This window comes from Alteromonas sp. Cnat3-28 (assembly GCF_022348265.1).
GTDB lineage: Bacteria > Pseudomonadota > Gammaproteobacteria > Enterobacterales > Alteromonadaceae > Alteromonas > Alteromonas macleodii.
In genome coordinates this window covers 58,176-79,170 of sequence record NZ_JAKREY010000008.1, presented here as the reverse complement: position 1 = coordinate 79,170, position 20,995 = coordinate 58,176, and the positions used below count along the sequence as shown (strand labels likewise).

Here is a 20,995-nt window from a genome sequence, read left to right as displayed (position 1 = left end):
TGGCCTTTTTTAGTTTGCGACTGCTTATGTAAACTCATATGTAAATCGTGCTACAGAAGCTTTTGTAGTCGTTATTTATTCTTTTCAAAATGTTCGAAGTCCACATCTTCCTGCTTCAAACCGGCTTTAGGATCGTTATAAACGCTTTCGTCCAATGCTCCTTCGCTTTTAGCTACAATGCACGACACCATACAGTCGCCTGTAATGTTTACCGCAGTGCGTGTCATATCCAGCAGTCTGTCTACACCGATAATAAGTGCGATCCCTTCAACCGGTAGGTTCACTTGCTGCAATACCATAGCTAGCATGATAAGGCCCACACCTGGCACACCAGCGGTTCCGATAGAAGCAAGGGTGGCGGTAAGTACTACCATCATATAGTCGCCAAGGCTTAAATCGACAGCGTAAACCTGGGCAATAAAGACCGTGGCAACACCTTGCATTATGGCCGTGCCGTCCATGTTAATTGTTGCGCCTAGCGGCAGGGTGAACGACGATACCGAGTTACCTACGCCAAGCTTGTTTTTCGCCGTTTCCATTGTGACGGGCAAGGTAGCGCTACTGCTTGAGGTACTAAATGCGAATAGCGCAGCGTCACGCATTTTCTTCATCAAGATAACAGGGTTTAATCCCGATAGAGCTTTTAGCAGCACTGAGTAGGTTACCAGGCCGTGAAGGATTAACACGCCAAATACTAAGAAGAAATATTTCGCCAGGCTCAGAATTGTTTCGCCACCAATAGTGGAGAAGAGTTTCGCCATCAACACGTACACGCCGTACGGCGCTAAGTTCATGATGATGGTAACAAGACGCATGATTACCGTATTAATATCTTCAAAGATAGCGGTAAGACGCTTGCCCGCATCACCTGTCATCGCCATAGCTATACCAAACAGTACGGCAAACACAATGATCTGTAGCATGTTGCCCTGTGCCATTGAGTTAATTGGGTTGCTTGGGAACATGTTAACGATAACGTCAGACAGGCTAGGGGCCTCTTTCGCTTGGAAGGTAGTTTCTGTTGTTAGATTTAGCCCGTCACCCGGAGACACCACTAAAGCTATACTCATGGCTAGTGTTATGGCAATGGCGGTTGTGACAACATAGAGTCCGACTGACTTTGCGCCAAGTCTTCCCAATTTACTAGGGTCAGACAGTGTGCTGGTTCCGCAAATTAAGGAAACAAACACAAGAGGAACCACAAGCATTTTTAAGCTGGCAATAAATATTTGGCCGAGAGTGGAAAATATACCTTCTACAAGAATGTTATACGTTGAGAACTCTAAACCGAATATCGAAAAAGTAAAATCTCCGCTATCATCAAACAATAATTGGAGAAAGACACCAGTCAAGATACCGGCAGCCATGCCGATAAAGATGCGGGCGGTTAAACTATATTTATGTGCAGATGAAGACATTGATGTTCCCTGTGCATTTTTATATTTTTAATCTTTCGTAGTGTGCCAGATTCAGTTGATTTTTAAACATAAAAAACGACGCAATTGTCAATAAAAGAGGTTCAGGAACGAATTATGTCGACATTAGCGAAAACGCTAAGCCTAATTAGCGCATTATTTATGCTAACAGCATGTGGTGGGGGCGGTTCATCAGTCTCTCGAGATAACACGGATAACGGAAGCGGAGACGGCGGTACCACATCACCAACCTATACAATCGCTTTAACACTGGAAAATGAGAGTGGAGCAAGCGACAACAGCTTATCCTCTAGCAACGCATTAGTTGCACTGGCAACCGTGACCAATTCTGAGGGGGAGCCTCAAGCCGATTTGCTCCTAACTTTCTCATTGAGCAACGATGATTTAGCGACGTTTTCTAACGATACTGCCACTGCACTGACTAATGCTGAAGGCGTAGCGTCGATCGGTATGTCGGTGGGAAGCGCATCAGGGGATGGTGAAGTAACGGCTACTTTGCCAACGGGTGAAGCGGATTCAACTACATTCAGCTCTACGGGCAGTACAACGGTAAGTGAAGAGCCCGCGTCACTGGAGCTTTATGCTAACAGCATTCAGCTCGCCTCAAGCGGTAGTGATGAAGTTGAGTTGATAGCACTGGTTAAAAATGAACAAAGTGTGCTGATGGAAGGGGTAGAAGTAAGCTTCTCTGCCGCATCAGGCGATGGGGTTGAACTTCAATTAACTCAACCAGAAACCGCCGCAGATGGTACAGCGCGCGCAATATTAACGTCTCAAAACGATGCGTCAAACCGCACCGTCACCATTACAGCCGGTGCAGGCAGCCTTACGCAAACAGTTGAAATTACCATTGCTGGTACAGAAGTCACCATCAACGGTGCATCGTCAGTTATTTTGAACGACAGCGTAGATTATACAATTCGTGTTCAGGACTCTGACGGAACATCAATTCTCAACCAAGACGTAGTGCTAAGTGCGGTTAACGGAACGCTTAGCAGCACGACTGTTAATACGGGCGCAAACGGACAAGCGACAGTGTCTTACACTGCATCAACGTCTGGCGAAGATACTATCACTGCGGCAGCACTTAACGCTGAGACAAGCTTTACGGTGCAAGTTCAGCAAGACGAATTTAACTTTGTCAACTTGCCTACAGAGGAAGTGCCGCTAGGGCAGACTCAAACTATTACGGTCCAGTGGCGTCAAGACAATACGCCTGTGGTAGGTCAGAATGTTACTTTTAGCGCGTCACGTGGCGTTATTGCGGGCAACGCAACTGTAGTGACCGATGCAGAAGGGCAAGCAAGTATTGATATCAGTGCGAATAATGCAGGTATTTCTTCAATTACTGCATCAGCGAGTGACGGAAGTGGGAATGTGTTGGTTACAGCACTCACTCAGATTGAGTTTATTGCTACCACACCTCACACACTGATTGCCGATGCATCACCTGACATCATTGGCCCTGACGGTCAAACTAGCACCATCAGTGCAGTAGTCCGCGACGTTGATGGAAACTTAGTGAAAAACAGTGTGGTTAACTTCTCCGTATCTGACGTATCGACTGGCTTTGTATCACCTTCCCAAGCGACAACCGATAGCAAGGGTATAGCAACCACAGTTTTTACTTCCGGTTCAGTCACTTCTGAAGACGATGTAGTAATAACAGCCACGGTTGCTGACGATGAATCAATCTATGACGAGATAATGCTGACAGTGGGTGCAAGGGCATTCGATATCGTCATTGGTACGGGTAACGCTATTGAGACACCCAATACTACTTCTTATCTTAAGCGTTTCGCGATATTTGTCTCTGATTCAGTGGGGCGCCCAGTCAGCGGGGTAAATCTGACTGCATCAGTTACCCCTGTGAAGTACGGCGATGCTAGCGGACTTGGTGTTTATCTCAGAGGGGAGTGGCAATATAGTACGATAGATTCAATCTGGCAGCCTGTTAATGTTACGGAGTGTAATAATGAAGACCAGAATTTCAACGGTATATTAGATGCTGGAGAAGATCTCAACGATGACAAACAACTGACACCTGGAATAGTCGGTACCGTAACATTAACCAACGATGGTATTACGGATGAAAATGGATATGCAGAACTAGAATATCGTTACCCTGAAAGTTACGCGGTATGGTATTTCGCGGAAGTAACGGTGTTTGGGCAGTCCACAGGTAGTGAAGCTCAAGCATCCATGAAGTATCGACTGGAAATTCTTGCAGATGATATTAACGACGAAGGTGTTAGCCCCCCTGCAAACCCTTTTGGTGAAGGCGATGATGATTTCACGGATGACGACTTAGTTTGTGAAACTGGCGTACCTTTCAACTAAGGTAATCAGAACGCTAAATTTGGTTTAAACCGCGAGTTACGAAGAGTAAATCGTTTGAAGTTTGAATAAAGCCTGAGTTTGATTTTAACCTCAAATTCAGGCTTTTTTAGTAGAGCCTTATAAATATAAGGACACGTGATAAGAGTGAGGAAATGTTGCTTTTAATTGCTTATTTTTTCAATTCATCGAGTTGATAATGATTATTTACCCCTGCTGGAACGGGTAAACCGAACCAATCTTAAGGAGCTGTGTTAGCTCATCAAGCGCAGTACGAGACTCAATTAGCAACTGCGGATCGCGCAAGTCATCTTCGCTTAATTCATCGCGATAGTGTTTGTCGACCCATGCATTTAAGCGTGCGAACTGTGAATCGTTAATTAACGTATTTTGATTAACCGCGGCGAGTTCTTGGTCATTCATTGCAACGCGCAAGCGCAAACATGCCGGACCACCGCCATTACGCATGCTTTGTTTAACATCAAAATAATTAACCGACTTAATAGGCGTGCCCAGAGTTACCAGCTTGTCTAAATAGCGCTTAACGGCTTCATTTTCCTCACACTCAGTTGGCGCGATGATGGTCATATCACCACCTGGAAGCGTTATAATTTGCGTATTGAACAAGTAGGTTTTTACTGCGTCTTGTACAGAGACTTCAGCAGTCGGCACTTCAATAAAATGCAGCGGTTCGCTACCAAATTTAGCTTGAAGCTCTTTAAATCCAGCGTCTTTTTGATAAAACGCTTGCTCGTGGAAAAACAACACATTTTGGTTACCAACAGCGATCACATCGTTGTGGAATACGCCCTGGTCGATAACGTCTGGGTTTTGCTGCATGTAAACTACGCCATCGTCGTCTAGACCATGTAAGCGAGCTACTGCTTGGCATGCTTCTAGCGTTTGGCGAGCCGGATATTTTTTCGGTGCTGGTTTGCTGGTATCAAATGCATGACGACCATAAACAAACAACTCTACGCCTGCCTGACCATAGTTGCTGCAAAGTCGCGTGTGGTTAGCTGCACCTTCGTCACCAAAATGCTCGTTATCTGGCAAGTGCTGGTGATGAGCAAAGTGCTTTTCATTGGCAAATGTACCGCGCAGGATATTGCCTGTAACCTGAGGCTCTAGTGAACGATGGAACTTGTTGGTTAAGTTTGCAGGGGTAAAGTGAACGCGACCATCGGCAGTATCGGCACTAGGAGACACAGTGGCGGCATTTGCAGTCCACATGCTACTGGCAGAACAACAAGCAAGGAAAATCTCGCGAGATTGCTTTGCAGCGCTTTCTAGCACGCGAGCATCAGAGCCTGTGAAGCCTAATCGGCGTAGTGCGGCGATGTCAGGACGCTCTTGTGGGGCCAACACACCTTGAACCATTCCCATATCGGCCAACGCCTTTGCTTTGGCTAAGCCTTGCTTTGCAGCTTGCTTTGGACTGCTCTTTGCGTTTGCGTTGTTCAGGGAAGCGACATTGCCAAACGACAAACCGGCATAGTTATGGGTAGGTCCTACAAGACCATCAAAGTTAACTTCAAACTGCTTCATACTTTCCCTCATTCTTGGAGTTTTGGCGCTTGACCCTATATGTTACTTTTCCATACGCACTGCGATTAATTTAATAGCAGCGGCAACGCTTTCGTTCTTTTACAGGGACAAACGATGCACTTCTTCACACCTGAACATGTTGTCAGGCTAGGTTGGAATGGCTGGCATTATACGGCTTTTAAGGCCAATGCCAATCGCACTGTTTATTTATTGTACAGTTTTTGCGCGTGTTTAAAGCAAAGGAAAGAATAAGTATGAAGAAGATCTTGTTTTCCATTCACTTTGTAGATATATGTTAAAAAAGAGCGAGTACCCTATATATAGTGCAAGGTTGCTCCAATTTTCAGAATTTGACGTAAATAGTCATTAAAAATCAATAGGTTTAGTTCAATTATATGGCAAAATCACTGGTCATAGTCGAGTCACCAGCCAAAGCGAAAACGATAAATAAATATCTCGGTAAAAATTTTATCGTAAAAAGTTCGGTTGGCCACGTGCGAGATCTTCCGACGAAGGCTTTAGGCAAAGTAGAGCCTAAAAAACCGGCTAAAGAACTCAAAACTTTAAGCGAAGAAGAGCGTCAAGAATATCTTCGCCGTCACGAATATTTGAAGCTTGTAGACAGAATGGGTGTGGATCCAGAGAAAGATTGGAAAGCCCACTATCAAGTGCTACAGGGTAAAGAGAAAGTCGTTAACGAACTTAAAAAGCTTGCTAAAGATGCTGACACTATCTATCTCGCGACCGATTTGGACCGCGAAGGGGAAGCGATTGCATGGCATTTACAAGAGCTGCTAGGTAAAAAAGACAAAACTTACCAGCGAGTGGTGTTTAACGAAATTACTAAAAACGCGATTCAAGATGCGTTCTCAGATCCGGGCGAACTAAATATCTCTCGCGTCAACGCCCAGCAGGCTCGTCGATTCCTAGACCGTGTTGTAGGCTTCATGGTATCGCCACTTCTGTGGAAAAAAATTGCGCGAGGCCTCTCAGCAGGGCGAGTTCAATCGGTAGCGGTTAGACTTGTTGTAGAGCGTGAGCGAGAAATTAAAGCGTTTGTACCTGAAGAGTTTTGGGACGTACACGCAGATTTAACTAGCCAGCAAAAAGCGGCACTGCGCATGCTGGTAGCAAAGCACCAGGGCAATGCGTTCAAGCCTAAAAACAAGGCCGAAACTGATAAAGCGCTTGCTGACTTAGAAGGGGCTAACTACACGGTAGAAAGCCGCGAGTCAAAGCCTACGCAAAGTCGTCCTTCTGCACCATTTATTACCTCAACGCTACAACAAGCGGCAAGTACTCGATTGGGCTTTGGTGTTAAGAAAACCATGATGATGGCACAGCGCCTTTATGAGGCGGGCTACATCACCTATATGCGTACGGATTCAACCAATTTAAGCCAAGAGGCGTTGGACAGTGCTCGTGCATACATTTCAGATAATTTTGGTGACAAGTACCTGCCTGATTCGCCAAATCGCTACGGCAGTAAAGAAGGTGCGCAAGAGGCGCACGAAGCGATCCGTCCTTCAAACGTGAGCATAAGTGCTGCAAGTTTAGGCGATATGGAACGCGATGCACAGCGTCTTTATGAGCTTATTTGGCGCCAGTTTGTGGCCTGTCAAATGACTCCAGCTAAGTACGATGCAACCACTATCAAAGTGGCGGCGGGTGATTACGAGCTGACGGCGAAAGGCCGCGTACTTAAGTTCGATGGTTGGACTCGCGTTCAACCTCAGCTTCGCAAAAAAGGCGAAGAAGAGCTCATGTTGCCTGATGTACAAAAAGGCGATGTGCTTGACTTAAAAGCGCTTGATCCTAAACAGCACTTTACCAAGCCTGTAGCGCGATTTAATGAAGCTTCGTTGGTAAAAGAGCTTGAAAAACGTGGTATTGGTCGTCCATCGACCTACGCCAGTATTATTTCGACGATTCAAGATCGCGGCTATGTGCGCTTAGAGAATAAGCGTTTTTATGCCGAGAAAATGGGCGAAATCGTAAACGATCGTCTGATGGAAAACTTTGACGATTTAATGAGCTATGACTTCACTGCCAACATGGAGCAGCATCTTGATGATATTGCTGAAGGCAAGAAAGATTGGAAGGACGTGCTCAACGACTTTTACAGCGGCTTCTACGGAAAACTGTTAAACGCTGAGAAAGACCCTGAAGAGGGCGGTATGCGCTTGAATCAGGCAGTGCCTGCAGGTGTTGAGTGCGATAAATGCGGCCGTGAAATGAACGTGAGAACCGCGTCAACTGGCGTATTCTTGGGCTGTTCAGGCTACAATTTACCGCCGAAAGAGCGCTGCACAAACACCATGAATTTAACGCCTGGTGACGAGGTCGTGAAAGTGGACGATGAAGAAGAGCTCGAAACAGAAGCGCTTCGTTCTAAAAAGCGTTGTCCTAAGTGCGGCACGGCGATGGACAGTTACTTGGTTGACGAAACCCGTAAACTTCATGTGTGTGGTAACACACCAACATGTGATGGCACCTTAGTTGAAACAGGCACATTCAAGATAAAAGGCTATGACGGCCCCATTATTGAGTGTGACAAATGTGGCAGCGATATGGAGCTTAAAAACGGTCGATTTGGTAAATACTTTGGCTGCACTAACGAAGAGTGTAAGAATACTCGTAAGCTGCTTAGAAACGGCGAAGCTGCGCCGCCAAAAGAAGACCCGGTAGATTTACCTGAGCTTCCGTGTGAAAAGTCTGACGCGCACTTTATGCTACGTGATGGCGCTTCGGGAATTTTCTTAGCGGCGCATAACTTTCCAAAGTCGCGTGAAACTCGTGCACCGAAAGTGGAAGAACTTGCTCGCTTTAGAGATAGAATTTCGCCGAAATTCTACTATCTTGCTGATGCGCCACAAACAGACCCTGATGGTAACCCTGCAATAGTTCGATACAGCAGGAAGACCAAACAGCAATACGTGATGTCTGAGAATGACAACGGTAAAGCAACAGGATGGTCTGCGTGGTACGACAATGGCAAATGGCAGGAGCAAGCCGCTAAAAAGCCAGCGACTAAAGCCAAGAAGAAGTAACGCCTTTACATCGGAAAAGGTAAAAATAGACCTTTAATTGAAATTCACAAGCCCGACATTGCTCGGGCTTGTTACGTAGTTAAAAGACGGTAAGCGTCTGCAAAGCGTATCAATAGAAACAGAGTAACAGAGAGTAATTATGGCCTCCTTACAAGACCAACTACTGAAAGCCGGTTTGGCCGATAAAGCGTCTGCTAAACAAGCGCGTGCAGATAAACGAAAAAAACAAAAGCAAAAGAATAAGCAAAAGCAACCTGTCGTTGATGAAGCGACTATTGCTGCTCAACAAGCAGCTGAAGAGAAAAAAGCGCGCTCACGCGAGCTAAACCAGCTTCAACAGCAGGAGCGAGAGAAGCGCTCAATTATTGCGCAGGTAAGGCAGCTTATTACGGTAAACAAACAACCGCGCAATGGCGAAACTTTACTTAACTTTACACACGACAACGTAGTAAAGCGTCTGTATGTAAGTGAAGAGATGCATAAGCAAGTGACAAAAGGTCGTTTGGCTGTTGTATTGTTAGATGACGCTTATGAACTAGTACCAGCCCCCGTTGCTGACAAAATTGCGCAGCGCGACGAGGCTTCAGTTATTTACCGTGCTGATTTAGATAAGAGCGGAGCCGACGGTAAAGATGAAGAAGAAGATGATTGGTACGCCGATTATGAAATTCCAGATGATTTAACCTGGTAGTCCCTCAAATTCATTCTCGCAGCCGCGCTCTGTATCACAGAGCGTGGTAAGGGGGAAAGTCGACGTAAAAAAGTTTCAATAATTCGCCCCCTCCCAATACGTCGTTGTGCCAATGGCGAACGACTTACCACTGAACATTCTCTGTTAAAAAATTCAACACGTTGATCTTTAGTAATTTTTACTTTTGCCGTTAACAAGCAATCTTTCTCATAACTACTTACGGTTTTCTCTACTATAGTTTTTTAGTCCTTACCCTGTTGAGCTTTGAAATACAGCAAAGATAAACAGGCCTACGTTACTCATTTTATTTGCATCGAATGTTTTTTCTTAGTTTTGGAGGGGTGCCATGGGTGTCTCAATTAAGTGGTTCTTCAGTGTTGTGGTGTCGTTGTGTGTGTCTTTTTCAGCAAATGCAGGACTATTCAAAATTTCTATTAACGATCTTGGTGGTTTAACACCTTCACAATCCAGTGTTTTTGATGATGCAATCGCTTATTGGGAGTCTTACCTAATAGGCGTTCAAAGCGAGTTTAATCACAATATTGTTATAGATGCGAGTGGCGTTGCACTTGATGGTGTGGGTGGCGTATTGGGTAGTGCTGGCCCAACGGGTATCACTCAGCTACCAGACAGCACTTTTGTTTATGCAAATAAAGGCCGCATGCGCTTTGATACGGCAGACCTTGCTAGCTTAGAAAGTCGCGGTACGCTTTTTGATGTCATCGTACACGAGATGGCCCATGTAATTGGATTTGGAACATTGTGGACGACCGACTTTTTTATTGCGGGCAGCCAATCTAACTACGTCAGCGGTTCAGGGCGTTACACCGGAGAGTACGCTTTGGAAATTTATCGCCGCGAGTTTGTTGAAAACGCCACATTTATTCCTGTAGAACTGGGGGGAGGAGCCGGCACTGCCAACAGTCACTGGGACGAACCTTGGCCTGGTGGTTCATCAGACCTAATGACAGGGTATTTGGGGCCATATCCAATTTCGTTAAGTGATACCACTGTAGCGTCGTTTGCTGATATTGGCTATTTGACTACAGTTACTCATGCAGTAAGTGAAGCCGCAACGGTATGGCTATTTCTATTTTCAATGGGACTTGTTGTAACAAGGCACCATCAAAGGACAACGGGCGCTAGTACACGTCGTCTACAAATTTTTCAGGCGATGTCGGTCGAGCAGCGTTGAAGCGCTTGCGCAGAACAAAATGCTTAATCTATGCTGGGCGAATAATCTTGAGTGATAGTTTCTATCAATCAGTATGTGCACATATTTTTGGGATTTTTGGCTTATTCTAAAAACATGCGTTTAATGTACTTACAAGTCAATCATTCCATTGGTAGAATCATGATAGAAGCTATCTATCATGATTAAGGTATTGGTCTTTGGATATTCGTCAGCTCCGGTTTCTGGTCGCGTTAGATGAGACGCAGCACTTCGGTAAAGCGGCTAAGTCGTGCAATGTTACACAACCCACGCTTTCTTCACGCCTTCATAATTTAGAAGATGAGCTTGGCATTCAGTTGGTGGCTCGCAACCACAGATTCCAAGGCTTTACGCCGGAAGGTGAAAGAATTTTGGCATGGGCAAGGAATATCTTAGCGGCGTGTGACGGACTACAAGCGGAAGCTGCATCGTGCAAAGGTGCCTTAGTTGGCCGACTTCGGATCGGTGCCGTTCCTCTAGCGAGTGTCGATCCTATCGACATTATTGACACCCTCTCAAAACAGCACAGTGCACTACAGTTTTCCTTACAAACACATAGCAGTGAGTATATCGTTAACGCGCTACACCGTAACGAGCTTGACCTGGGTCTTTGTTACCTTGAAGGCATGAGCGCGCAACACTTCCATATTTTGCCGTTTAAAGCTACACCAATGGTGTTGCTGTATCACCCTAATCATTACTGCTTTGAGCAAGATACCCTAAGCTGGCAGTCTCTTTCATCACTGCCACTTGGGTTATTAACACCTTCAATGCACTTTAGGCAGTCAATCACGTTAAACATGGCTAATGTGGGCGTGAACAATGAGCCTGTTATTGAATCAGACTCGGTTCATTGTTTACTGCAAGCAGTGAAAAAGGGGATGTGTTGTACGATCCTTCCAACCAACGTCGCAAAGGCCAATGATGATTTAGGGCTCGCCTATGTTACTGTTGACGATGGTAAAACCATTTCGCCTTTAGGGCTCATCATGCGAAAAGGCGAACCCAGCTCTCCCATTGCCAAACAATGCTTTGAGTTTTTAAAAGGATATGAGGAGATTTTCAATAAAGGGGGCATATGCAGTGAGTAAAGTGAATACGACACTCATCGGTTTAGTGCTTGCGGGTGGTCAATCGCGCAGAATGGGGCAAGATAAAGCACTTATGCGTTATCAGGGCCGTACTCTCATCGATAATGCTTCGTTACTTTTACAGTCTGCGAGTTGCGATAAAGTGTTAATTAGCCGCAACGCGCCAGGCTTTTTGAATGACAAAATTGAAGATGCAGGTCCGCTTAGCGGAGTACATGCTGTTTTAGACGCACTATCTCAACCTGATAATCACAATGGCAATCCTTGTGAACTACTTGTTCTTCCCGTTGACATGCCGCAGATGACGCCCGAGCTTTTGAGAATATTAGTTTCGCGAGGGCGAGAGGCTGAAAAGGCATGTTATGTGGAAAAACGCTTTTTGCCTTTCTACTTACCCGTTACGCAGAAGACCAAAGCCCTCTTAGCCAACTATCTAGTTGAGCAAAAAAAAAGACGAGTGGTAGGATTTTTAGAAATTCTCAATGCAGTTTCTCTTAAAGAAGGCGACCTCAAAAAAACAGCGCGTAAAGATGAAAGCGATAACAAAAAGCGTCTCGCAAATATGTCCAATGAAGATGGCGTAGAGTGGTTGAATGTGAATACTCCAGGTGAATGGCCACATGAAAAGTAACACTGAACTGCACGCATTAGTTTTAGATGCTACACCCTATACTCAAAAGTTTGCCCTTGCCGAAGAAGTCGCTTTAAGCATTAGTTATAACGGTATTAATTATGCCGTAATGCTGATAACCCCAAACGACATTGAAGATTTCATTGTGGGCTTCAGTTTAAGTAACGACATTATCGAACATCCCCGCCAGCTTTACGGTATTGAATTGACGCATCACAAAGAACACATCAATGCGGAAGTTGAAATTGCCAATCAGGCGTTCTGGAAGTTAAAGGAAAATAAGCGGCAATTGGAGGGGGCGTCGGGCTGTGGGCTCTGCGGTGTTGAGGCATTAGACAACGCTTTGCCTCAATTGACGTCTATTGATGTATCGCCTTTGCCTGATGTGAGCTGGTTTAAAGGATTGCGAAGCCTTATATCTAATGCGCAAGCATTAGCTCAGCAGAGCGGTGCGGTGCATGGAGCGCTCTACATTGATGCTAAGCGCAATGTGCTGGCATGCCGAGAAGATATAGGAAGGCATAATGCTTTTGATAAATTAATTGGTGCTATCACCACCAAAAAACTCTTTCAACCTGAAGGTATTGTTGTGCTCACAAGCCGCTGCAGTTTAGAGTTGGTTCAAAAAGCGATAAGAGCTAAATTACCTTTGGTAGTGACGCTATCTGCTCCTACAGCCTTATCAGTAAAGTGGGCAAGCCGTTATGGTCTCACCCTGATCCATGTACCTAAGTATGACCCTCCGAGAGCTTACGCACCGCAAGAAAAGTAGTGCGCAGCGAGCCAGTTAGAAACAAAGGGCCTGTACTGATAAGTACCGGATAAGCAACGAAAAGCTTACACCGCAGAGACTGCTATTCGGCCATCTGATTCAGATTTCGAAAGTTTGATCGCGATAAATTTCGATGTTGGTGTGAACGTGCCATCACCGTAACTTTCTAGTGGTACTAACGGATTGGTTTCGGGGTAATATGCTGCTGCTTGACCTTGCGGGATGTCGTAAGCCACCAACATAAACTGTTTAACTTGGCGTGTTTTGCCGTCGTTCCACATTGACGTAATGTCGACTTTATCGCCATCGTTAAAACCCAGCTTCTTAATGTCACGTTCATTGACAAACAGAACGTCCCGCGCGCCAAACACGTTTCTGTAGCGGTCATCCATACCATAAATAGTTGTGTTGTACTGATCATGAGAGCGCAGTGTTTGTAAAATGAGGTCCGGCTCTTCACCTTTCGCAACGAGGTCAGCATTTAACAGTGAATCAGGCAGGGCGTTAGCAGCAAACTCGGCTTTGCCCGATGGTGTTAACCAGCGTCTCTCACCTGCTGCATTACCTAAATGAAAACCACCTGGTTGAGCGAGTTTGGTGTTAAAGTCTTTAAAACCGTCTATGGTGTCGGCAATGAGCTCACGAATATTGTCGTAATCGCTTATTAAGAAGTCCCAGTCTACCGGCGTGTTGCCTAACGTCGCCTTCGCGATACCAGCAATAATAGCGGGTTCAGAGCGAAGTTCGGGCGAGCTTGGCGGAAGTTGGCCATAAGAAATATGGACCATAGAAAACGTATCTTCCACAGTCACGCCTTGTTGCCCGCTAGCCTGCATGTCAATTTCAGTACGTCCCAAGCAGGGTAATATAAGCGCGTCTTTACCTGTGGTTAGGTGAGAACGATTTAACTTGGTGGCGATATGAACGGTTAAGTCGCATTGTGACAGCGCAGCGTGAGTACGCGGCGTATCTGGCGTCGCCTGGGCGAAATTACCGCCTAGGCCGATGAAAACTTTGGATTCACCACTTTCCATAGCCTGGATAGCTTGAATCGTATTGTGACCTCTTTCTCGTGGAACGGCGAAGTTAAACTTGTTCTCTAGTGCGTCAAGCAATGCTTTGGGGGGTACTTCGTTAATACCCACAGTTCTATCCCCCTGCACATTGCTGTGGCCACGAACGGGAGAAAGCCCTGCACCAGGCTTGCCCACGTTTCCTCGTAGTAGTTGTACGTTCACTATTTCCTGAACCGTAGCTACTGAGTGCTTGTGTTGGGTGATCCCCATTGCCCAGCACATGATCACCCGTTCTCCACGTTTGTACATGGTTGCCGCGTGACGTATTTCGTCTTTTGATAAACCGCTCTGCGCTTCAATATGCTCCCAGTTCGTCGCTTCAACGGCACTCAAATAGTCGTCCATTCCATTGGTATGTGCGTTAATAAAGTCGTGGTCGAATACGGGAGGAGCATTGTTTGCTTTGGCTTCTTGTTCCCAAGTTAATAGCCATTTAGCGATGCCGCGCATAACCGCCATGTCACCACCAAGAGCTGGCCTGAAATAGGCGCTATTAGTTGGCTCAGAGCCATTGGTTAGCATCTCAACCGGATGCTGCGGGTTTTGAAATCGTTCAAGGCCACGCTCTTTTAACGGGTTGAAGCATACCACTTGCGCCCCTCTTCGTACTGCTTCACGAAGAGGTTCTAGCATACGAGGGTGGTTAGTTCCCGGATTTTGGCCGATAACAAAAATGGTGTCTGCTTTTGCAAAATCATTGAACGTAACTGTGCCTTTGCCCACGCCAATCGTAGGTTTCATACCTTGCCCCGACGCTTCGTGGCACATATTTGAACAATCGGGAAAATTATTTGTGCCAAATGCGCGCACGAATAACTGATATAAATAGGCGGCTTCGTTACTCGCCCGCCCGGAGGTATAAAACTCCGCCTGATGAGGGGAATGTAAACCCTTCAAGTGTTTGGCAATAAGTGCGAAGGCATCGTCCCATGATACTGGTTCGTAATGGTCTGCTTGAGCATTGTAGCGCATAGGGTGGGTGAGTCTCCCTTGTGACTCAAGCCAGTAGTCGGTGTGCTTTTTCAGTGAGCCGACCGAATACTTTGAGAAAAATGTTGGGTCTACATAGCGACCGGTAGACTCCCAGTTCACTGCTTTAGCACCATTTTCACAAAACTTCACTAAACCACTTTCTGGTGATTCACCCCACGCACAGCCTGGGCAGTCAAAGCCTTTGTCTTGGTTCGTCTTGAGCATGGCTCGTAGATTCTTAAGTGGCTTTTCGCTTTGGATCCAGCTCTGGGTTACACTCTTTAGTGCTCCCCATCCGCCAGCGGGTTTGTTGTACGTTTTGATGTTGCGCTTATCACTCATGTTCTGCCCCTGTGTCTACGCGGGCATTTGCCCTTGTCTACAAAACCTAACCAAGACTTTTTGTCTAAACAGCGTAACCATTCTGGTTACGGTATTCCAATTGATTACGCTAACTAGATGATAGGGTTCATCAATTAACCGCTTATTTCCAGTCGCCTGTCTTTAGTGCATAGGGGGACATGTCTGTGATCTCATGGGAGTAGGGATACACACCCGAAATATGTGTTATCGAGAGTACCGAAAGAGACACAAAGCGCTCTGCACCTTCAAATGCGGTTATATTCGACTCGAGGGATTCGATACTCGCCTTTGCTTTAATAAACAGAAGGTCACCTGTTTCATTATCCCAAAAACACAGACCGACGCGTGGGTCTAGTAAGATGTTGCCCAAGGTATTAAAGAATTTATTACCGCTAAAATCGGGAAAGATTAACGAATTCCCTTCCACTTTAACAAAGCCTGCTTTGCCCCCCCTGTGAGAAACGTCTAGCCCTTCATTCGCTGCATGGCCTAAAGATTTATGTCGTGAGGCAATAAAAAACGTTTCAGCCCTTGATATTAGCGAGCGTGCGCTTGGGGTGAGCACATTCGATGTTGAAGTAAAAAATGTAGAATCACCGGCACCTACTGTGTTTTTCATTGGGGCAGTCTGAACGGCACGTTGTTTTTTGACTGTGGTTCGTTTGTGAATGTATTGGGGGCAGTTACCGAAACTTTGATCTACCAATACCGTAAGGTTTTCATTAGTTGCGTGACTTATCGTACCGTTCAACCGATTTCTTCGCCTTGTAGCGTATTCAATGCCGACGATTCCAATTTTGCTGCCTGAAGTCGCGTCGAGATTTAACGAGTGTTGCATCATATTCCAAACTTCTACTGGTAGGCTAAAGCGCAATTGGGTAGCAGAGGGACTTTCTATGAAATCTCCTTCTCCCCAAACAGGCGTGGCTACAGGGTGGCCTTTTTCGTCTACCAAGGCGAAAACAGTGAACGGACTGGATGTAAAGAACTGCCTGTGTTGTTCCGGCATAAAGCTACGGATAAAACCATTCGTTCGCTCACCGATTTCCCTGTCAATTTCCAGCTTTTTTTGCAGTGCAATTTCGCCTTGATGAAACGCTGGGTTCAAGGATGATAGCTTAGGTAGAGACATAACGACCTCAATTAACTATGCTGACTGGTATTGCGCGCTGGTGCGATGTCAGACGCTGGCATTGGGACAAAATTATCCAGACTCTCAACCGCATTTATCCAAGCATTGATAAGAGGAAACTTGGACAACGATATTCCTCCTTCAGGGGCATGAGCTATATACGAATACATGGCGATGTCTGCTGCGGTAACGTGTTCGCCAACCAAAAAAGCACTTACCGTGTTTTCTAGATGAGCCTCCATGTTTGCAAGTAACGTCTCGCTGGTGGCTAGTACTGTGGGCACATGAATAGTTGCTCCAAATACGTATTCTAATCGCGCGGCGGCCGGCCCTTTAGCAAGTTCACCCGCTGAGACTGATAGCCAGCGTTGAATTAGCGCTTTTTCTTTGGCGTCCTTTCCGAGCCAATAGTCACTGTCTGCGTATGCGTGGATCAAATAAACCAGAATGGCATTGGAGTCAGCCAAAGTGATATCACCGTCTGTTATCACGGGGACTTGTTTAAACACGTTAAGTGAGCTGAAGCGTTCACTCTTGTGCTCGCCTTTGGCCATGTCAGGCTCAACGGTTGTGAAAGGGATGGCATTCAGTGCCATAAACAATGAAACCTTGTGGCAGTGGCCAGATTTAGGGTTTTGAATCAAAACAATAGGGCTTTTTGGCAATGTATTGCTTGTTGGATTTGTCATAAATTCATCCTCTCAATAGAAATGGTTAGTTGGGTGTTATTATCAACATTGTTTACAGCTCAAGCTCGGACAGAGTGGGAAAATCGTCAGGGCGTCGTTCGCCATCCCACGTGAACTTTCGGTCACTTTCTGAAATAGGATGTTCGTTGATACTGGCAATACGTTTTTCCATTAGGCCATCAAGGTTGAACTGCCAATTTTCATTACCGTAAGCTCTATACCATTGACCAGAATCGTCCTTGTACTCGTATGCAAAGCGCACTGCTATGCGGTTTGCGTTGAATGCCCATAGCTCTTTTACTAATTTATAGTTGAGCTCTTTGTTCCACTTTCTCGTCAAAAAACTCACTATTTGAGCACGTCCTTCAATAAATTCTGCTCGGTTGCGCCAACGGCAGTCAAAGGTATAAGCACCTGCAACTTTTACCGCATCTTTGGTGTTCCATGCGTCTTCAGCAAGGCGCACTTTTTGCGCTGCGGTTTCAGGTGAAAAGGGGGGAAGCGGTGGTCTCATAAATAACTCCTGTAGGCATTGGGCTGTAGTGTAAAAACGTTAACCTGAACGAAAACGTGTAAAAGCTGATAGCGATACTAGAACTTTCCTTTTATTTAATAATTAGCTATTTTTGAAATTTATAATTTCATTGAGTGAAATAATATGGACAAGCTTTTGTGCATGAGAGTGTTTGCAGAGGCTGCTAAGTCGGGAAGCTTTGTAGGAGCTGCAGACGTGATGTCGATGTCAGCGCCTGCGGTTACTCGGTGTATTGCGCATTTAGAGGCACAGTTAAATACTCGACTTTTTCATCGCACAACGCGGCAAGTGAAATTGAGTGAGGTTGGTGAACATTACCTTATTCATGTTTCACGTATACTGGCAGATATTGAGCAATGTGAAGCTGCTGTGTCTGGCATTGATTTAGTGCCCAAAGGTGAGCTTAATATCACGGCACCCATTTTGTTCGGCGAACGTTATGTAACGCCAATAATATCCCAATTCCTTAAGGACTATCCCGACATTAGGGTTAACGGGCATTTTCACGACGATGTGGTGAATCTAATTGATAGCAATATGGATGTAGCAATACGTATAGGTAACCCGAAAGACTCCTCGCTTTACGGTGTTACGGTAGGATACGTACGGCGTGTAACCTGTGCGGCGCCTAGCTACTTGGCGAGTAGCCCGGCCATAAAAAAGCCAGAAGATTTAAAACGGCATAGTGTGCTTTATCCGACGCGCTTTAACGAGCCAGCGGTATGGACGTATCACAAAAACGGCAGACCTATTGCCATTAAGCTCACACCTCGTTTTCAATCCAACCAAAACAGAGCGGCTATTAACGCCGCCATTGCAGGCGTTGGGGTTGTTCGGTTGATGTCCTATCAGGTTGCAGAAGCACTTAGAAGTGGTGATTTGGTAAGTTTGTTAGAAGATGTGGAAGACAAAAAGTTGCCTATACAGGTGGTAAGTGTTGAAGGGCGTAAGAACCTTACTAAGGTTAAAATGTTCATTGACTATGTCAAGGCAGGGTTGGCGAACAACGAGTATCTTAACCCTAGAGCCTGAATAATCCAGAGTATCTTGACCTACGCGTGTGGTGCTCAGGCTGTAGCATAAGTTGTGAGTAAAATGGGTTGCGTTACACTAAACCAATCGTTATCGTCGCAGAGATTTTAAAGTTAGCATTTTAAAATTGGCATCTTAAAATTTGTATTTTGACATCTATAACTTTAACAGGATCTGTTAAAGGCGCTACTCAAACGTTAATAATAAAAAATCATCGAGGCAACATGGTTTCCTGGCAATCACTTACATTTAATGAACTGACTAATCATCAACTCTTCGACTTGCTCAAGCTGCGTGTCGATGTTTTTGTCGTTGAGCAAAACTGTGCCTATTCGGAGCTTGACGAAAAAGACCGCCATCCAAAAACTCATCACTTAATGGGGTTTCAAGATAACAAATTGGTAGCGTGTGCACGATTACTTGGCGAAGGGGTTAGTTATCCATCGGTGAGTATCGGTCGAGTAGCTACCAGCGAAGCTTTCAGAGGTAAAGGGGCGGGCAGAGCACTTATGCGTGAAGCCATTGATCATTGTGAGGCGTTATGGCCAGGCTGTGATATTGAAATTGGCGCGCAAGAGTATTTAAAACGGTTTTATGAAGGTTTTGGGTTTGAAGCCACCTCGACTATGTACTTGGAAGACGATATTCCTCACATCGATATGAAAAGAGCAGGCACGGCAACAGAGTAGCTCAGTGCCTAGCTCGAAATATTGGTTTGCATGACCTTTTATGGCCCAGGCGTTTAACCTAATAATTATGTTTACCCGTGCCAACCTTTAAGCTGTGCTTTTATGTGCACCTAGATACCATCAACCCTAACGCTTATTTGGCATCAGGTAATTGGGAGACTAATTCATCTAGTCCGCTTACCACCGTGTCAGGCGCTATTGCTAACGGGTAAAGTACCTTACCGGGGCGTGCAATGAACGCGGCTTGCCAGCCTGCCTGTTTAGCACCAGCAATATCCCAACCGTGGGCCGCCACTAACATAGCGTCTTCTGCTGCTATACCCATTTTTTCAATAGCCCACTCATACGTGCGTGTATCGGGCTTATATAAGTTAATGTCTTCTACACTTAGTCGTTCGTCGAAATAAGACAAAAGATCAGCATTCTTAAATTGAGTATATACGCCTTGATTAGACGAGTTGGTAAGGCTTACTAGTTTATAACCCTTGTTTTTAAGTGCCTGTAAGCCATCGCGCACGTCAGGATGGGGTGGTAGGCTTCGCAATGGCGTGACAATTGCCGTTTTCGCTTGCGCTTTGGTCAATTCAATACCTTCAATTTCAGCCACCATCAGCAAGGAGGCAACGCCAATTTCTCCAAAGGTATGAAAGCGGCCAGTCGTTGAATCAACCAGTGAATGATGCAGCATAGTAGAGAACCACAGTGGCAACAAATCATCTCGACCGCCCAAGGCTTCGCCTACCGAGCTGCGCATGGCGGTGAGGTCAAGTAAGGTCTCATTAACATCGAAAAAGATAACCTTTGGTGCTCGCAATTCCCGTGCAGACATTGCTGTATTCTTATCAGGCTGCGCGGCACCTCTGGTGTCTGTCTGAGCGAAGACTGGTGATGACAATAGACTAATGCCTACAGCGGTTGCGCAACATAGCCTTGAGAGTAATGAAGAAGGTGAGCGAGCCATAATTATCCTTTATAAAATTTGAACGAGTGTTCAAATTAGGCGGGATAACACATGAATGCAATAGCTAATGAGACGAAACGACTATTTTCTGGTGGTCAACCGATAGCCGTTGCCTCTCAGAGTTTCAATAAATATGGCATCACTGCTGTGAAGCTTTTGTCGCAGCCTACTGATATACACATCAACAACATTAGTTAACGGATCGCTGTGGCTTCGCCATACTCGACTTAATATGCGTTCTCGAGACAGCACTTTTTCAGCATTTTCTGCGAAGTAGTAGAGCATGTCGTATTCTAGTTTGGTGAGTGAAATCTCTTCCCCAGACAATGTCGCAATACGTGACTCGTCATCGATGTTTAACGGTCCGATGGTGAGGCCTAATTGGGTAACCGGTGTATTCGTCACTCTTCGGCTTAAGGCCGTTATGCGCGCAAGTAGTTCGTCAAAGTCAAATGGCTTGCACAAATAGTCATCCGCGCCTTGTTTTAAACCATTCACGCGCTCGCGTACTTCGTCCACCGCGGTTAGTAACAAAACCATAGGGGCATGGGGAAGCGACTTGATTGCGGGCAGCAGCTCTACGCTATCTTCATCACCAAACATGCGATCAAGTACAATAATAGCAGGGGCTTCATGGCGAATGCGCGTGACTAAGTTGTGTAATGCCGACTCTTCGATGCACTCAAAACCTTCAGCGCTTAAGCCTCGTGATAGAAAGCGTAGCAAGGGGGCTTCGTCATCAGCAATAAGAATTTTCATTGTTGTTATGATCCTAGT

At 45.6% G+C, this 20,995-nt stretch carries 17 protein-coding genes; 9 read left to right on the top strand and 8 right to left on the bottom strand.

The features are described 5' to 3' along the window. Positions 1 to 71: 71 nt before the first annotated feature. Complete coding sequence (locus tag MHM87_RS10120; protein ID WP_014949187.1) at positions 72 to 1,418, bottom strand: dicarboxylate/amino acid:cation symporter; 1,347 nt, start codon at positions 1,416 to 1,418, stop codon at positions 72 to 74. 114 nt (positions 1,419 to 1,532) lie between these two features. Here MHM87_RS10120 and MHM87_RS10115 point away from each other — a divergent pair, with 114 nt between their 5' ends. After that, the gene (locus MHM87_RS10115; RefSeq protein ID WP_239258887.1) at positions 1,533 to 3,776 is read left to right on the top strand and encodes an Ig-like domain-containing protein; all 2,244 of its coding nucleotides are present in this window, start codon (positions 1,533 to 1,535) and stop codon (positions 3,774 to 3,776) included. A 204-nt stretch (positions 3,777 to 3,980) separates the two neighbouring features. On the opposite strand, the gene astB is transcribed toward MHM87_RS10115, so the two are convergent. Further along, positions 3,981 to 5,321, bottom strand: coding sequence for an N-succinylarginine dihydrolase (gene astB / locus MHM87_RS10110; protein WP_239258885.1), 1,341 nt, complete (start codon positions 5,319 to 5,321; stop codon positions 3,981 to 3,983). A gap of 395 nt (positions 5,322 to 5,716) precedes the next feature. Between astB and topA the strand changes: the two genes are divergently transcribed. The 6 genes from topA to fdhD all read left to right on the top strand — a co-directional run bounded on the left by topA (position 5,717) and on the right by fdhD (position 12,769). Next, on the top strand, positions 5,717 to 8,371 hold the full coding sequence (gene topA, locus MHM87_RS10105) for a type I DNA topoisomerase (protein ID WP_039229698.1): 2,655 nt from the start codon (positions 5,717 to 5,719) through the stop codon (positions 8,369 to 8,371). Between the two features lie 139 nt (positions 8,372 to 8,510). After that, positions 8,511 to 9,062, top strand: a complete 552-nt coding sequence (locus tag MHM87_RS10100; RefSeq protein WP_014976306.1) for a DUF2058 domain-containing protein — start codon at positions 8,511 to 8,513, stop codon at positions 9,060 to 9,062. Positions 9,063 to 9,408: 346 nt separating this feature from the next. Next, positions 9,409 to 10,257 (top strand): leishmanolysin-related zinc metalloendopeptidase, encoded by an 849-nt coding sequence (locus MHM87_RS10095; RefSeq protein ID WP_239258883.1) that lies wholly within the window; start codon positions 9,409 to 9,411, stop codon positions 10,255 to 10,257. 197 nt (positions 10,258 to 10,454) lie between these two features. Continuing rightward, on the top strand, positions 10,455 to 11,366 hold the full coding sequence (locus MHM87_RS10090) for a LysR family transcriptional regulator (protein WP_014976308.1): 912 nt from the start codon (positions 10,455 to 10,457) through the stop codon (positions 11,364 to 11,366). Beyond that, entirely contained in the window at positions 11,359 to 11,997 is a 639-nt protein-coding gene (locus tag MHM87_RS10085) for a molybdenum cofactor guanylyltransferase (RefSeq protein WP_239258881.1), read from the top strand. The genes MHM87_RS10090 and MHM87_RS10085 overlap by 8 nt, the downstream gene beginning before the upstream one ends. Continuing rightward, entirely contained in the window at positions 11,987 to 12,769 is a 783-nt protein-coding gene (gene fdhD, locus MHM87_RS10080) for a formate dehydrogenase accessory sulfurtransferase FdhD (RefSeq protein WP_239258879.1), read from the top strand. Before MHM87_RS10085 ends, fdhD begins: the two co-directional genes overlap by 11 nt. A gap of 65 nt (positions 12,770 to 12,834) precedes the next feature. Here the strand turns inward: fdhD and MHM87_RS10075 are convergent, their stop codons facing one another. The 4 genes from MHM87_RS10075 to MHM87_RS10060 form a co-directional block, all read right to left on the bottom strand. Next, positions 12,835 to 15,159: an FdhF/YdeP family oxidoreductase gene (locus tag MHM87_RS10075; protein WP_239258877.1), complete on the bottom strand. Its 2,325-nt coding sequence runs from the start codon at positions 15,157 to 15,159 to the stop codon at positions 12,835 to 12,837. 142 nt (positions 15,160 to 15,301) lie between these two features. Further along, a complete protein-coding gene (locus MHM87_RS10070; protein WP_239258875.1) occupies positions 15,302 to 16,312 on the bottom strand; it encodes a pyridoxamine 5'-phosphate oxidase family protein in 1,011 nt (336 codons plus the stop codon). Between the two features lie 11 nt (positions 16,313 to 16,323). Further along, the gene (locus MHM87_RS10065; protein WP_075176416.1) at positions 16,324 to 17,001 is read right to left on the bottom strand and encodes a glutathione binding-like protein; all 678 of its coding nucleotides are present in this window, start codon (positions 16,999 to 17,001) and stop codon (positions 16,324 to 16,326) included. A gap of 52 nt (positions 17,002 to 17,053) precedes the next feature. Then, the gene (locus tag MHM87_RS10060; protein WP_014979105.1) at positions 17,054 to 17,515 is read right to left on the bottom strand and encodes a nuclear transport factor 2 family protein; all 462 of its coding nucleotides are present in this window, start codon (positions 17,513 to 17,515) and stop codon (positions 17,054 to 17,056) included. 144 nt (positions 17,516 to 17,659) lie between these two features. Here MHM87_RS10060 and MHM87_RS10055 point away from each other — a divergent pair, with 144 nt between their 5' ends. Together MHM87_RS10055 and MHM87_RS10050 are read left to right on the top strand one after the other, a co-directional pair. After that, positions 17,660 to 18,568, top strand: a complete 909-nt coding sequence (locus MHM87_RS10055; RefSeq protein WP_239258873.1) for a LysR family transcriptional regulator — start codon at positions 17,660 to 17,662, stop codon at positions 18,566 to 18,568. 224 nt (positions 18,569 to 18,792) lie between these two features. Beyond that, positions 18,793 to 19,257, top strand: coding sequence for a GNAT family N-acetyltransferase (locus MHM87_RS10050; RefSeq protein WP_239258871.1), 465 nt, complete (start codon positions 18,793 to 18,795; stop codon positions 19,255 to 19,257). Between the two features lie 133 nt (positions 19,258 to 19,390). Here the strand turns inward: MHM87_RS10050 and MHM87_RS10045 are convergent, their stop codons facing one another. Beyond that, positions 19,391 to 20,218, bottom strand: a complete 828-nt coding sequence (locus MHM87_RS10045) for a haloacid dehalogenase type II (protein WP_014976317.1) — start codon at positions 20,216 to 20,218, stop codon at positions 19,391 to 19,393. Between the two features lie 81 nt (positions 20,219 to 20,299). Further along, positions 20,300 to 20,977, bottom strand: a complete 678-nt coding sequence (locus MHM87_RS10040; RefSeq protein ID WP_014949203.1) for a response regulator transcription factor — start codon at positions 20,975 to 20,977, stop codon at positions 20,300 to 20,302. Between the last annotated feature and the right edge of the window lie 18 nt (positions 20,978 to 20,995).

Coding starts and splice junctions, on each gene's coding strand:
- MHM87_RS10120 (WP_014949187.1), bottom strand. CDS start 1,418: ATGTCTTCATCTGCACATAAATATAGTTTAACCGCCCGCATCTTTATC.
- MHM87_RS10115 (WP_239258887.1), top strand. CDS start 1,533: ATGTCGACATTAGCGAAAACGCTAAGCCTAATTAGCGCATTATTTATG.
- astB (WP_239258885.1), bottom strand. CDS start 5,321: ATGAAGCAGTTTGAAGTTAACTTTGATGGTCTTGTAGGACCTACCCAT.
- topA (WP_039229698.1), top strand. CDS start 5,717: ATGGCAAAATCACTGGTCATAGTCGAGTCACCAGCCAAAGCGAAAACG.
- MHM87_RS10100 (WP_014976306.1), top strand. CDS start 8,511: ATGGCCTCCTTACAAGACCAACTACTGAAAGCCGGTTTGGCCGATAAA.
- MHM87_RS10095 (WP_239258883.1), top strand. CDS start 9,409: ATGGGTGTCTCAATTAAGTGGTTCTTCAGTGTTGTGGTGTCGTTGTGT.
- fdhD (WP_239258879.1), top strand. CDS start 11,987: ATGAAAAGTAACACTGAACTGCACGCATTAGTTTTAGATGCTACACCC.
- MHM87_RS10075 (WP_239258877.1), bottom strand. CDS start 15,159: ATGAGTGATAAGCGCAACATCAAAACGTACAACAAACCCGCTGGCGGA.
- MHM87_RS10070 (WP_239258875.1), bottom strand. CDS start 16,312: ATGTCTCTACCTAAGCTATCATCCTTGAACCCAGCGTTTCATCAAGGC.
- MHM87_RS10065 (WP_075176416.1), bottom strand. CDS start 17,001: ATGACAAATCCAACAAGCAATACATTGCCAAAAAGCCCTATTGTTTTG.
- MHM87_RS10060 (WP_014979105.1), bottom strand. CDS start 17,515: ATGAGACCACCGCTTCCCCCCTTTTCACCTGAAACCGCAGCGCAAAAA.
- MHM87_RS10055 (WP_239258873.1), top strand. CDS start 17,660: ATGGACAAGCTTTTGTGCATGAGAGTGTTTGCAGAGGCTGCTAAGTCG.
- MHM87_RS10050 (WP_239258871.1), top strand. CDS start 18,793: ATGGTTTCCTGGCAATCACTTACATTTAATGAACTGACTAATCATCAA.
- MHM87_RS10045 (WP_014976317.1), bottom strand. CDS start 20,218: ATGGCTCGCTCACCTTCTTCATTACTCTCAAGGCTATGTTGCGCAACC.
- MHM87_RS10040 (WP_014949203.1), bottom strand. CDS start 20,977: ATGAAAATTCTTATTGCTGATGACGAAGCCCCCTTGCTACGCTTTCTA.